The sequence below is a fragment of the Nocardia bovistercoris genome (assembly GCF_015674855.1).
In the GTDB taxonomy this organism is placed as follows: domain Bacteria; phylum Actinomycetota; class Actinomycetes; order Mycobacteriales; family Mycobacteriaceae; genus Nocardia; species Nocardia bovistercoris.
On the sequence record NZ_JADMLG010000002.1, the window covers coordinates 802,521 to 815,918 of the forward strand.

Annotated in this window: 8 protein-coding genes and 1 pseudogene; 3 read left to right on the plus strand and 6 right to left on the minus strand. The window is 68.6% G+C overall.

All coding sequences use genetic code 11. The features are described from left to right. Positions 1 to 82: 82 nt before the first annotated feature. From purH to sucC, 6 genes are all read right to left on the minus strand, one after another. Positions 83 to 1,687 (minus strand): bifunctional phosphoribosylaminoimidazolecarboxamide formyltransferase/IMP cyclohydrolase, encoded by a 1,605-nt coding sequence (purH, locus tag IT779_RS07780; RefSeq protein WP_196148441.1) that lies wholly within the window; start codon positions 1,685 to 1,687, stop codon positions 83 to 85. Further along, positions 1,674 to 2,333 (minus strand): phosphoribosylglycinamide formyltransferase, encoded by a 660-nt coding sequence (purN, locus tag IT779_RS07785; RefSeq protein WP_196148587.1) that lies wholly within the window; start codon positions 2,331 to 2,333, stop codon positions 1,674 to 1,676. Before purN ends, purH begins: the two co-directional genes overlap by 14 nt. A gap of 540 nt (positions 2,334 to 2,873) precedes the next feature. Beyond that, positions 2,874 to 4,718 (minus strand): cell division protein PerM, encoded by a 1,845-nt coding sequence (locus tag IT779_RS07790; protein WP_196148442.1) that lies wholly within the window; start codon positions 4,716 to 4,718, stop codon positions 2,874 to 2,876. Positions 4,719 to 5,122: 404 nt separating this feature from the next. Next, positions 5,123 to 6,220, minus strand: a complete 1,098-nt coding sequence (locus IT779_RS07795) for a DUF5336 domain-containing protein (protein ID WP_196148443.1) — start codon at positions 6,218 to 6,220, stop codon at positions 5,123 to 5,125. 176 nt (positions 6,221 to 6,396) lie between these two features. Beyond that, positions 6,397 to 7,311, minus strand: coding sequence for a succinate--CoA ligase subunit alpha (gene sucD, locus IT779_RS07800; protein ID WP_196148444.1), 915 nt, complete (start codon positions 7,309 to 7,311; stop codon positions 6,397 to 6,399). 13 nt (positions 7,312 to 7,324) lie between these two features. Beyond that, positions 7,325 to 8,491 carry an ADP-forming succinate--CoA ligase subunit beta gene (gene sucC, locus IT779_RS07805; RefSeq protein WP_196148445.1) on the minus strand — a complete coding sequence of 389 codons (1,167 nt, stop codon included), beginning with the start codon at positions 8,489 to 8,491 and terminating at the stop codon, positions 7,325 to 7,327. A gap of 1,078 nt (positions 8,492 to 9,569) precedes the next feature. On the opposite strand from sucC, the gene IT779_RS07810 reads away from it, so the two are divergent. From IT779_RS07810 to IT779_RS07820, 3 genes and pseudogenes are all read left to right on the plus strand, one after another. Beyond that, positions 9,570 to 10,496: a M23 family metallopeptidase gene (locus IT779_RS07810; RefSeq protein WP_232541557.1), complete on the plus strand. Its 927-nt coding sequence runs from the start codon at positions 9,570 to 9,572 to the stop codon at positions 10,494 to 10,496. Positions 10,497 to 11,144: 648 nt separating this feature from the next. Next, positions 11,145 to 11,852, plus strand: a pseudogene (locus IT779_RS07815) (M23 family metallopeptidase); the annotation flags it as partial. A gap of 59 nt (positions 11,853 to 11,911) precedes the next feature. Further along, entirely contained in the window at positions 11,912 to 13,294 is a 1,383-nt protein-coding gene (locus IT779_RS07820) for a DUF1731 domain-containing protein (RefSeq protein WP_196148447.1), read from the plus strand. Positions 13,295 to 13,398 lie beyond the last annotated feature (104 nt).

Consider the following 13,398-nt stretch of genomic DNA (forward strand, 5'->3'; position numbering starts at 1 on the left):
AAACGCCACGCACCGGATGGGGCGTGGCGTTCTCCCGCAGGGCGGCGTGAACCCTTCCGACACCGTCCGCGATTCGACGCGCTCAGTGCGCGAAGTGCCGCGAACCCGTCAGATACAGCGTGACCCCCGCCTCGCGTGCGAGATCGATGGTCTCCTGGTCACGCACCGAACCGCCGGGCTGCACGATCGCGCGCACACCCGCCTGCACGAGCTGCTGCGGACCGTCCGGGAACGGGAAAAAGGCATCCGAAGCCGCGACCGACCCCTGTACGCGATCACCGGCGCGCTGCACCGCGAGCCGCACCGCGTCCACCCGGTTCACCTGCCCCATGCCGACACCGACCGAAGCGCCGTCGGCGGCGAGCAGGATCGCATTGGACTTCACGGCACGACATGCGCGCCAAGCGAATTCGAGATCGGCGAGGGTGTCGGCGTCGGCCGCCGCACCTGCCGCCAGCGTCCAGTTCGCCGGATCGTCACCGTCGGCGTCGAGCACATCGCGCTGCTGCAACAGCACACCGCCGCTGATCGGACGCAACTCGACACCGGCGCGGCGCGGCGGCTCGGCCACCAGGATGCGCACGTTCTTCTTGCGCTGCAACACCTCGACCGCGCCGTCGGCATAGGACGGCGCGACGATGACCTCGGTGAAGATCTCCGCGACCTGCTGCGCCATCTCCACCGTGACCTCGCGATTGGCCGCGATGACACCGCCGAACGCGCTCACCGGATCACAAGCGTGCGCCTTGCGATGCGCCTGCGCGATATCCGCGCCGATCGCGATGCCGCACGGATTGGCGTGCTTGATGACGGCCACCGCGGGCGCCTCGTGATCGAAAGCGGCGCGCCACGCGGCATCGGCGTCGGTGTAGTTGTTGTAGGACATCTCCTTGCCGTGCAGCCGCTGTGCCTGCGCGAGGCCGACACTGTCGCCCGCGGTGTACAGCGCCGCCGCCTGATGCGGATTCTCGCCGTAGCGCAGCACATCCGCGCGCCGCCACGTCGCGCCGACCCAATCCGGGAACCGCGTCGCGGGCGGGGTCTGCGCCGCGGCGGGCGCGAGCACACTCGTCATCCAGCTCGCCACCGCGACATCGTAGGCAGCGGTGTGCTGAAAAGCCTTGGCCGCCAACGCAGTACGTTCCGCGAGCGTGAAACCGCCGGACTTCACGGCGGAGAGCACCTCGTCGTAGTCGCCGGTGTCGACCACAACGGCGACCGACGGGTGATTCTTCGCCGCCGCCCTGACCATGGACGGGCCGCCGATATCGATCTGCTCCACGCATTCGTCGGAGCTCGCGCCGCTCGCGACCGTCTCGGTGAACGGATACAGGTTCACCACGACCAGCTCGAACGCCGCGACACCCAACTCGACCAGCTGATCCACATGCTCGGCCTTGCGGGTATCGGCCAAGATGCCCGCGTGCACCCGCGGATGCAAGGTCTTGACGCGGCCGTCCAAGGTCTCGGGGAAACCGGTCAGATCCTCGACCTTGGTGACCGGGATACCGGCATCGGCGATCCTGGCCGCGGTGGAACCGGTCGAGACCAGCTCGATCCCGGCGGCATGCAGACCGGTCGCGAACTCGACGAGTCCCGACTTGTCGTACACGCTCACCAGCGCACGGCCGATCGGCTTGCGCTCACCCGTCGCGTTCGAACGCTCGTTGCCCTCAGTCACCGGCATACTCGCTCATCGGTATAACCGCCTTTCGTCCATCGGAGACAATGCCTCGCGTCGCGACGGCGGCGACGATCTCCGCCAACAACCGTCGCTCGACAACCTTGATGCGCTCGTGCAGGGTGGCCTCGTCGTCGTCCGGCCGCACCGAAACGGCCTCCTGCGCCAGAATCGGGCCGGTATCGACGCCCGCGTCAACCAGATGCACCGTCGAACCGGTGACCCTGACACCGTAGGCCAGCGCGTCGCGGACACCGTACGCGCCGGGGAAGGACGGCAGCAGCGCGGGATGAGTGTTGACGATGCGGCCGCCGAAACGCTCGAGGAACACCGGTCCGAGCAGTTTCATGAAGCCGGCGCAGACCACGAAATCCGGGTCGTATGCGGCGACCGCCTCGGTGAGCGCGGCATCCCAGGCGGACCGGTCGGCGAAATCACCGAGGGCGATCTTGAAATGCGGGATGCTTGCCGCGTCCGCGTGCGCCGTCGCGGGGCAGTCCCGGTCGACGCCGACGGCGCGGATCTGGGCGGGGTACTCCGGGGAGGAGGCGGCGTCGAGCAGGGCGCGTAACAGCGAACCGGTACCCGAGGCGAGTACCACCACACCCGCCGGATGTGCGGCGGGGCTCCATTTGGCGTTGGAGGAACTCAGAGCTCCACTCCTGGGACTAGGTCGGAACGGCGACCGAACGGGCGCACAGGTAAGCGTAGTGGTGTCGGTTGGGTCACTTTCGACCGGTAGGAGGGCTGTGTTTATTGGCGGCGACTCCGTCGCCGCGGGTTCGCGGCCCTGGGAGTCTCGCGTCCCAGCGGTCGATACTTGCTCCTGCGTCGCATCGTCTCGACCGCTGGGACGCGAGACGGCCGCGAACCGTCGCTCGTCGGGCTCGCTCCCGACGGGGCTGGGTGGGTAGGGATGTTGCGGGTTTGGGTGTACCGGGCGAGTGGGGATGATGCCAGGCGACGTGGACTGTCACTGGTTGGGCTCGCTCCCGGCGGCGCTGGGTAAGTGGGGATGGAGCGGTTGGGGTGTACCGGTCGGGGTCAGTGGTGGGGATGTTTTGCGAGACGGCGCGGGCTGTCGCTCATCGGGCTCACCCCCGACTGGGCGGGGTGAGTGGGGTGTTGCAGGTGGGGTTTAGCGGGCGGGGCTGGTGAGTGGGGTGTTGCGAGGCCGCGCGGACCGTGTGGGTCAGCGGTTGCGTCTTGGGGTGGGTTCTTCGGAGTAGGTCTCGACTATCTCGGCGTCCAGGATTTCGGGGAGGGGGGCGGATCTTGGGGGGCGGACCGGGAGGGTGGTTTGCTCGTCCAGGAGTTCGGCGTCGAAGGGGACGCTGTCGTGGTCGTCGAGGTAGGGGTTCGCCTCGGTGGCGTGGGTGCGTGTGTCGTCCCGAGAGTGGGGTCGGTCCGGGTGTGGGCGGCTGTCGGAGAAGTGGCTCTGGGTTTCGGGGTTCGCTTCGCGGTCTGTGTGGTCGCTGTCCGCGTAGGCGTCGTCGTGGTCGCCGAAATCGTCGTCGTATTCGTAGTTGTCGGCGTAGCCGTCGTGGTCGTCGTATGTTTCGTAGCCTTCGTCGTCCTCGTAGTCGTCGTCCTCATAGCTGTGGTCGTCGTAGTCGTGGTCGTCGTAGTCGTGGTCGTCGTAGTCGTGGTCGTCGTAGCCTTCGAGTTCCTCGTAGTCGTCGCGTCGGTCCGCGTACCCGTAGTCCTCGTGGTCTGCCTGGTCTTCGTACTCGTCGGGCGCGGCGTCGATGTCGCGGGTGGGCAGTCCGCCGACGGGGACGACGAACCAGCGGCCGAACAGCAGGCCCGCGTAGCCTGCGATCGCCAGCCAGGCGAAGGTCACCACCGCGAAGATCGGCAGATCGATACCGACGTGGCCGAACGAGCCGAGGTCGCCGCCCGCGACGCCGGCGAGCAGTAGGAGGGCGAGGGTGGCGAGTGCGGCGGAGGTGAGTGTGGCCCACGGGGTGCGGGGTTGGTCGGGTGCGGTGCGGGCGGCGTCGAGTCCGCCGAGTACGCCGACGGTGGCGGGAATCAGCAGCAGCGCCGCCCACCATGCGGCGGCGGGGCCTGCCGGGATCACCGCCGACAGCGGCACCGCGGGGATCGGTCCGCCCGTTACCGCGAAGATGTTGACGGAGGCGTCGCCGAATTCGACGCCGGACCCGACAAGCACGCCGACCGTGCCGAGCACCGCGTTCGGCAGGTACGCCACCGACAGCAGGGTCAGGCCGAGGGCGCCGACGGCGTTGCCCGAGGTCGCGTAGGTGTCGCCGAGCCGCGACCAGTGCGCGAGGAACGAGATCAGCGTCACCGCCGCCGCGCAGCCGAGCAGCCGCGCCACCGTGCGGCCCGCGGTGTAGGCGCCCGCCACCGCCCACTCGGGTGCGCGCAGCGCGACGGCTACCGCGCGTGGGTCACGGCTCGCGATACCGGCGACGGCCGCGACCAGGTACAGGCCGCTCACCCACGCGAAGGCCGCGAAGGTGTTCGGCGGCTGCAGGGCGATCACCGCCGAAGCGTCCTCGGCGACCGCGAGGCAGACCGCGGTCACCAACAGCGGACCCGAGAGCGCGGCGGCGGCGATCCGGCCCAGGTCGGCGCGGGTGCTGTCGGGTTCGACCGCGCGGGCGCAGTCGCGGGCGGTCAGCCACAGCAGCAACGCGGTCGGCAGCAGGGGTAGCAGCCCGAGCGAGGTCTTCCCGATGACCAGCGGAACCTGGTGCACGGCAAGCCAACTCGCGGCGATGGCGCCGGAGAAGCCGTCGAGTCCGCTGTTCGCGCTCAACAGCACGACCAGTACCGTCGCCGTGCCGAGCGCGAGCGCGATGGTCGGAGTGCGCGCCGCGACGAACAGCAGCGCCCGCGCGCGTTCGGGGGTCAGCCACAGGAAACCGGCGTCGTCGCCGTCGGTATCGCGTCCGCTCCGCCGCGTCCCCCGGCGCGATTCCCGCGCGGTACGTCCCCGCACCCCGTCCGCCGCGGCGCGACGTCCTCCCGCGGCCCGGCGGACAAGGGAATTCCTCGTGGAGCTCATGACATTCGAGCGTGTCAGCTCGGCCCCCGCCGGTGGTGAAGGCGCGCCGTGACCGGCCGGGGATGACCGGGACACGCCGCAAATCACGCCTCACCAGCCGCGACTGCCCGCTCCTTCGCGCAGCCCGCCCGCGACACAGAACGACTCCGGCCACGCAACACCGACACACAGCCCACGAAGCCGATCCCGGTTCAGTAGACCGCCGCCCCCTTACTCAGCGGCAACTCGACCCACGAGCGGCAACTCGACCCACGAGCGGCAACTCGACCCACGAGCGGCAACTCGACCCACGAGCGGCAACTCGACCCACGAGCGGCAACTCGACCCACGAGCGGCAACTCGACCCACGAGCGCCCGGAATCGCTGCGGATTCCGGGCGCTCGTGGGTCGTTGTCGAGTTACGACTACTTGTTGTCCTCGGAGGGACGGAACGCGCGTGTGGCGTCGGCGGACGGGTCTTGACCCTGCTCACCGCCGAAGGGCTGGGCCTGCTGACCGCCCTGCTGGGCGGGACTCTGACCGTAGCCCTGCTGGGGCGCGCCGTACTGCTGTCCTTGGCCGCCGGTGCCGAAGTGCTGGGTGGCGCTCTCGTCGGGACGCGGCTGGGCGGAGGGGCCGCTCGCGTACGGCGAGCCCTGCTGCGGCGCGCCGTACCCGGGCTGCTGACCGTAGGACGGCTGCTGGCCGAACGGCGACTGCGACTGCGGCGGCTGACCGTAGCCGGACTGGCTCGGCTGACCCTGACCGTACGGCTGTTGACCGTAGGGCTGCTGCTGCACCGGGTACTGCGGCGCGGACTGCTGACCGCCGTAGGAGGGCTGGCCGTACTGCCCTTGCGGCTGGCCGTAGGAGCCGCCGGGCTGGCTCTGGCCGTAGGGCTGTTGACCGCCGAATCCGCCCTGGTTGTATCCGCCCGTCGGCGGCGCTTGCGGGGTGGCAGGTTTCGGCGCGGGCGGTTTGAGGATGCCCGCCTCGAACAGCACCGCCGCGACGGCGAGCCCGGCCTGCACGAGGGAGAGCAGGATCAGCAGGTAGGCGCCCCACTTCAGCTCGAAGCCCTCGGGCAGGTAGAAGGAGGTGAACAGCACGCCGAGGAATCCGGCGAGCGCGGCGGCGGCCGCGACGCCCTTCCAGTTCTGCTTGGGCAGCAGTGAGAGACCCGCGAGCACGCCCGCGAACAGCAGGACCGTCAGCAGTCCGGTGATCACCTCGAAGCCGGAGGCGTTATCGCCCGAGATGGTCTCCCCGTTGACGGGATTGACGAATTCACGCGCCGCGTAGGGCAGGAATCCGATCAGGAAGTTGATCGCACCGAGCGCCGCGACCGCGACCACCAGGATGAAGGGCAGTCCGCCCTTCGGGGTCGAATCGGCGGTGGAACCAGCGTCGGAACCCGAAGCACTCGCCCCGGAGGTGGCACCACCCGGCGTCTGGCCGGGGTTCGATGCTGCGGGGGGCGTCGCGGGCGTGTTGTACCCGGATCCCCCGGTCGGGTAGGACATGTCGTCGTCTCCTACTAGGTCGAGTCGTACGTCGTGTTCGGCTGGATCACTTCTGACGCTACTGCACGTCACCGTTCGGGTCACCCTCGACGAACTGGCCGTACGACCACGGGCCTCGAACGCAAGAGACCGCCGCGGACGCAGCCGCGACGGCCTCCGGTATCCGACCGCTGGGATCAGGCGCTGATGCTCGCCTTCTCCAGGATCTCGCGCGCGAGCGCGGCGGTCTCGGACGGGGTCTTGCCGACCTTGACGCCCGCCGCCTCCAGCGCGTCCTTCTTGGCCTGCGCGGTGCCGGCGGAACCGGACACGATGGCGCCCGCGTGGCCCATGGTCTTGCCCTCGGGGGCGGTGAAGCCCGCGACGTAGCCGACGACCGGCTTGGTGACGTTGGCCTTGATGTAGGCCGCGGCCCGCTCCTCGGCGTCGCCGCCGATCTCGCCGATCATCACGATCAGCTTGGTCTCGGGATCCTTCTCGAACGCCTCGATGGCGTCGATGTGGGTGGTGCCGATGACCGGGTCGCCGCCGATGCCGATGGCGGTGGAGAAGCCGAAATCACGCAGCTCGTACATCATCTGGTAGGTCAGGGTGCCGGACTTGGACACCAGGCCGACCGGGCCCTTGCCGGTGATGTTGGCCGGGGTGATGCCGACCAGCGACTCGCCGGGGGTGATGATGCCGGGGCAGTTAGGGCCGATGATCCGGGTCTTGTTGCCCTTCTCGACGTTGTAGGCCCACGCGTAGGCGGTGTCCTGCACCGGGATGCCCTCGGTGATGACCACGAGCAGCGGGATCTCGGCGTCGATCGCCTCGATGATCGCGTCCTTGGAGAACTTCGGCGGCACGAAGGCGATGGAGACATCGGCGCCGGTGGCCTTGATGGCCTCGGCGACGGTGCCGAAGACCGGCAGCTCGACCGCGTTGCCGTCCTTGTCGGTGTGCGCCACGGTGGTGCCCGCCTTGCGCGCGTTCACGCCGCCGACGACCTGCGTGCCCGCCTTCAGCATCAGCGCGGTGTGCTTGGTGCCCTCGCCGCCGGTGATGCCCTGGACGATGACCTTGGAATCCTTGTTGAGGAAGATTGACATTTCAGGGTTTCCTTTACTTGGCCGCGGCGAGTTCGGCGGCCTTGTCGGCGCCTTCGTCCATTGTCTGCGCGAGGGTGATCAGCGGGTGCGCGGCGTCTACGAGGATCTGGCGACCCTCGTCCACTTTATTGCCGTCGAGGCGAACGACGAGCGGCTTGTTGGCTTCGTCACCGAGGATCTCCAGGGCCTTGACGATGCCGTTGGCGACCGCGTCGCAGGCGGTGATGCCGCCGAAGACGTTCACGAACACGCTCTTGACCTGCGCGTCGTTCAGGATGACGTCGAGACCGTTGGCCATCACCTCGGCCGAGGCGCCGCCACCGATGTCGAGGAAGTTGGCGGGCTTGACGCCGCCGTGGTTCTCACCGGCGTAGGCGACCACGTCGAGGGTGGACATGACAAGGCCCGCGCCGTTGCCGATGATGCCGACCTCGCCGTCGAGCTTGACGTAGTTGAGGTCGTTCTCCTTGGCCTTGAGCTCGAGCGGGTCGGTGGCGTCGACGTCGGCGAAGGCGGCGTGGTCGGCGTGCCGGAATTCGGCGTTCTCGTCCAGGGTGACCTTGCCGTCGAGCGCGAGGATCTCGTCCTGCGGGGTGCGCACCAGCGGGTTGACCTCGACCAGGGTGGCGTCCTCGGCGATGAAGACCTCCCACAGCTTCTGGATGGTCACGGCCGCGGCGTCGAGCACGTCGGCGGGCAGGTGGCCCTGTTCGGCGATGGAGCGCGCGAACGCGAGGTCGACTCCGGTGACGGCGTCGACGGGGACCTTGGCGAGGCGCTCGGGCTTGGTCGCGGCGACCTCTTCGATCTCCATGCCGCCTTCGACCGAACACATGGCCAAGTAGGTGCGGTTGGAGCGGTCGAGCAGGAAGGAGATGTAGTACTCCTCCGCGATGTCCTTGGCTTCGGCGACAAGGATCTTCTTGGTGATGTGGCCCTTGATGTCGAGGCCGATGATGTTCTGCGCGTGGGTGAACGCGTCGTCCGGGGTGGCGGCGTACTTGACGCCACCGGCCTTGCCGCGGCCACCGACCTTCACCTGGGACTTGATCATCACCGGCTTGCCGATTTCCGCCGCGATGGCGCGGGCGTCCTCGGCCGTGTCCGTGACGCGGCCCTCGGACGAAGGCACTCCGTGCTTTACGAAGAGCTCCTTCGCCTGATATTCGAAGAGATCCATGTACTCACCGTCTCGTCTGCGTTGTCATGACAACGTCTTTGTTGGCGGCCCGACGTCGGAAGCGGGTCGGGTCGGACTCTAACCAGTCACATGGAGGGCCAATCGGCCACGTTCATCCTAAGTGGCGCAGGTCACGGGCCGATACTCGAGCGCGGAAAAACCCCCGGTCATCACTACCGGCGAGTAGCTTGTGCGCGTGCGGCAGGTCGGACCGGATAACGCCGCACGGCCCACACCTCTACTACGAGACGTCGTCGCCGAACCTCACCCGAACACCCGAATCACGGTGAGAAATTCCGTTCCCCTATCGTGATCAATGTCACATGTTTGAATACAGCGAGTGCAGCGCTTGCGGGCGGCTCAATCGTTTCGTTACCGTCATTGCGGTCGATGTCACAACTAGATCACGCTCCGTTGTCCCAAAGACTCCGTTGTTCCCAGAAGGAGGACGGCAAGCCTTGATGCAGCACCGCAAAGCTCCGCAGGTGGTGAGCCGTTTCTCTGTGGATCAGCCGACATCGCTCTCATGCCGGATCCCCTCGTGCCGGATCTCCGGCGCCCCGACCGCCCGGTCCCTCAGCTTCACGATGTGGCACAGCCGATGAACAATCGCTCCACCCTCGCCGCCGGTAGTCGCGCCAAGCGGGGACATCGCTATCGCGATGACGACGAACCCTTCGCCCACGCCGATCACACCGGAACGCGGTCGAATTCGTCAGGTCATCACTACGCCCAAGGCGCTGTCGGCGCCGCCGGTGCCGTAGCCGGATTCGAGGCCGCACCGGGCTTCGATGCCACGCCGCAGGGCGGTCACCACGCCGATGCGGTCGAGAACACCGGTTCGTGGGCCGTGAACACCGATTGGTCACAGCAGGCAGCCTGGTCCGATGGCGCCGCGTGGTCCGACGGACCGGCCTGGAACAACTCCGCCGAAGCGTGGACCCCCGACGCCGACGGCTCCTGGAACGACGCGAACCCCACCTGGAGCGCCGACACCGACGATTCCTGGACTCCGGAATCGAACGCGTCATGGGCGCCCGAGACCGACGGCTCGTGGACACCGGGCGACAACAACCCGTTGACCCCCAACGCGCAGGGCTGCTGGGCCCCTCCCCAGCAGTCGTGGACCTCCGACGCCGACGGCTCGTGGACCTCCGAAGCCGAAGTTCCGTGGGCCCCCGACGCCGACGGCTCCTGGACCGAGAGCGCCGCCGATTCCGACAAGGTCACCCCGACCATCATCCCGGCGCGCGACCCGCACCGCCGCGGCGGCGCGCACCGGATGCCGGCACCGCCCGCCTCGTTCAAGGGCCGCGCCGCGGTCGTCGCGGTGGCCGCGGGCGCGGTCGTCGCCGCCGGGCAGGCCGCCTTCGCCTCGCCGGAGCTGCCGACCTCCTCCAACACCATCGACTACGAGGCCGCCGGGCAGGTCCACGAGATCGCCGCGCAGTCCATGAGCGTCGCCGACCCCTCGATCGAGCCGGGATCGCCGCAGGTGCTCAACGTCTCGTCACCGGCGAATCTCGGCCAGTTCAACGACATGTTGCAGAAGGGCCAGAAGTACGCCAACGACCTGGCCGCCCAGGAAGCCGCCAAACTGCGGCCGCTGTTCACCAAATTCGCGGCGGGCACCTTCACCTCCGGCTACGGCGCCCGGTGGGGCGTGCAGCATCTCGGCGTCGACATCGCGGGCCCCATCGGCACCCCGATCTACGCGGTCGCCGACGGCACCGTCATCGAAGCGGGTCCGGCTGCCGGATTCGGCATGTGGGTGCGCCTGCTGCACGACGACGGCACGATCACCATCTACGGCCACATCGACACCTCGACGGTCTCCCAGGGCCAGCGCGTCACAGCGGGCGACCAGATCGCCACCATCGGCAACCGCGGCTTCTCCACCGGCCCGCACTGCCACTTCGAGGTGTGGCAGAACGGCACCGACAAAGTCGATCCGCTTCCGTGGCTCGCCAGTCGCGGTATCAGCCTCGGTCCGCGCGGAGACTAGGAATCCGGGCGGACACCGGGGATACGGCTCACGGGATACCGAGAGCCGTCCGGTCGAGCAGGCTGCGATCCGCGTTCCGACCGTACAGCGCCCTTCCGGCGTGAGCCGCGCTCACAGGTGACTCCCGGCCATGCGACCGTCGATTCGCCTGGCGCACAGCTCGACTCACCACCGATCAGCGCCGGCGACACGCCGCTATCGAACGTGCCCATCGCGCACTTTCGTGCCGTCGCACCCGTCGAGACGTAGATGATCCGCAAGCCGCCACGTGTCCTCGTGGGCGCCATGTCTCAACTCGCTTGCACCGAATCCGATTCTCCGTGCATTCCAAGGAGATTCACAGCCGGCGCGCATTGATATCGAGCAATTCGATCGTTACCGTCGATTTCTCGACAGGTCGATGAACGGTCACACTCGGAGGACGAAAAGCTCGATGCGCGTGGCGAATACCGCACTGATCGCGATACTCGAACGAAGACCAGCACGTATCGGACGATATGCAGGTTACCGACATTCCGGACATAACGCGCGAACAGTGCGGTCGGCGCTATGACAGGGTTCGCAGACTGGGAAGCAGACGCGTGGGCGCACGAGGAGCCCTGGGATCAGCAATATTTCAGTTACCCAGAGGAGCCGCGCCGACCCCGCCGCCGCGGCGCGCATCGCACACCCCCGCCCCCGCACTCTCTACGCGGCCGGATCGTCGCTTTCGCACTCGCGGCGGGTGCGTTCACCGCGGCCGGACAACAGCTGTGGCCCTCCGCCGAAGAGCCCGCTCCGACAGTGGAATACGAAGCGCTCGGACAGGCGGACGCCCCCGCGCCGCTGCCGCCCGACAGCCCGGAACTCCTGGACACCGTGCGGCCGACCGATCCCGACCGGTACGCCGACCTGATCGACAGCGGCGCCCGCTACGCGGAAGAACTCGCCGCCGAACAGGCCGCGAAACTGCGTCCGCTCTTCATGAAGTTCACCTCGGGAACCTTCACCTCCGGATACGGCGCGCGGTGGGGCACCCTGCATCCCGGCGTCGACGTGGCGGCCCCCATCGGCACGCCCATCTACGCCGTCGAGGACGGTACGGTCATCGACGCGGGTCCGGCCAGCGGTTTCGGCATGTGGGTGCGGCTGCGCGGCGACGACGGCACCGTCACCGTGTACGGGCACATCAACACCGCACTCGTGGCGGTCGGCGACCACGTGACCGCGGGCGACGAGATCGCCACCGTCGGCAATCGGGGCGAATCCACCGGTCCGCACTGCCATTTCGAGGTCTGGCTCAACGGCACCGACCGCATCGATCCGATCCCGTGGCTCGCCACCCGAGGCATCAGCCTCGGCCCGGAACGCGACTGACCGGCGAGGTGAGCAAGCGCACGCTGTGCCGTGTCACCGCACCCGATTAGCGTGAGGGCATGGCCCGTACATCGACGTACACCCAGTTCATCGCACTGCCGCCGGAAACGCTGTGGCAGGTGGTCGGCAATCCGGGGCATTGGTCACGGTGGAATCCGGCGGTCACCTCGGCGGTGCTCGACGGGCCGGTCGCGGTGGGCGCCGGCGGGCGGTACATGCCGCGCGGGCCGGTGGCGGAACGGGTGCACCGGTGGACGAGCACGCCATTCCGAATCACCGAGGTGACGCCCGGCCGCAGCCTCACTCTCGAACAGCCCGAACCGCCGTCCGGCGTGATGCGTGTGACGTGGATGCTGGAACCGCACGGCACGGGCACCCTGGTCACCCAGGCGCTCACCTTCACCGGCGTCGCGGGTCCCGCGGCGCGAGCGGTGGCCGGGGCGCGACTCGAGGCCGACGGCCGCGTCATGTTCGCCCGCCTCGCCCTCGCCGCGGGCATCACCCCCGACGCCGACGCGCTCGCCGTCGTGATCGCGGGCGGCAGCGGCGCACTCGGCCGCAACCTCGCCGCCGACCTGGTCTGCCGCGGCCTCGGTGTCACCGTCCTCACCCGCCGCCACGATCCGAAACTGCCCTTCGCGCAGGTGGAATGGGACGGAAGGACCGTCGGCGACTGGGCCCGCGCGCTCGACGATCCGACCGAGACCGCGATCGTGAACCTCGCGGGCAGAATCGTCGACTGCCGCCCAACCCCGCGCAATATCGCCCGATTGCGCGACAGCCGAGTCGAATCCACCCGTGCGCTGGTCACCGCCGTAGCCGCCCAACCGGAGCCCGTGGCCCGCTGGATACAGGCGAGCACCACGGCCATCTGGTCGGACGCGGGCGAACTCCGCTGCACCGAGACAACCCCGCTGCCGGAAGGACTTCCGCAGATGACGGGCGTCGCGCGACCGTGGGAGGAAGCTTTCGACGGCGCGAAGGCCGACCACTCGACCATCCTGCGCACCTCGATAGTGCTGGACAGGCACGCCCCCGCCTTGCGACGGCTCGTCCAACTGACCAAGGCCGGACTCGGCGGCCGAGTCGGCAGCGGCGCCCAATGGTTCAGCTGGATCCACATCGAAGACTGGCTGGCCATAGTCCGCGCCGCCCTCGGCCTCGACCCCGACATCACCCTCCCGAACGGAATCCTGGTAGCCGCCACCGACTCCCCCGTCCGCAATCACGAACTCATGTCCACCCTGCGCCACCACCTCCACCGTCCCCCCGCACCACCGACCCCAACCCTCGCCCTCACCCTCGGTGCGATCCTCCTCCGCACCGACCCAGCCCTTGCCCTCACCGGCAGACACACAACCTCCCCCGCCCTCCGCGACGCAGGCTTCACCTTCCGCTACCCAACCCTGCCCGAAGCCCTCACCGACCTCATCCCCCGATGACCGAAACTCCCAGCATGGCTCGAGCGCCGGGTGCCTTTGGATGATCGGTGACCGGCGAAGACATCGAGCGGGCCAGTTGTAGATCGAAGACACAGATACGCTGG

Bases quoted from the DNA above. Each gene is read 5' to 3' on its own strand.
- purH (WP_196148441.1), bottom strand. From the start codon at position 1,687: ATGCCGGTGACTGAGGGCAACGAGCGTTCGAACGCGACGGGTGAGCGC.
- IT779_RS07820 (WP_196148447.1), top strand. From the start codon at position 11,912: ATGGCCCGTACATCGACGTACACCCAGTTCATCGCACTGCCGCCGGAA.
- IT779_RS07795 (WP_196148443.1), bottom strand. From the start codon at position 6,220: ATGTCCTACCCGACCGGGGGATCCGGGTACAACACGCCCGCGACGCCC.
- sucD (WP_196148444.1), bottom strand. From the start codon at position 7,311: ATGTCAATCTTCCTCAACAAGGATTCCAAGGTCATCGTCCAGGGCATC.
- sucC (WP_196148445.1), bottom strand. From the start codon at position 8,491: ATGGATCTCTTCGAATATCAGGCGAAGGAGCTCTTCGTAAAGCACGGA.
- IT779_RS07790 (WP_196148442.1), bottom strand. From the start codon at position 4,718: ATGAGCTCCACGAGGAATTCCCTTGTCCGCCGGGCCGCGGGAGGACGT.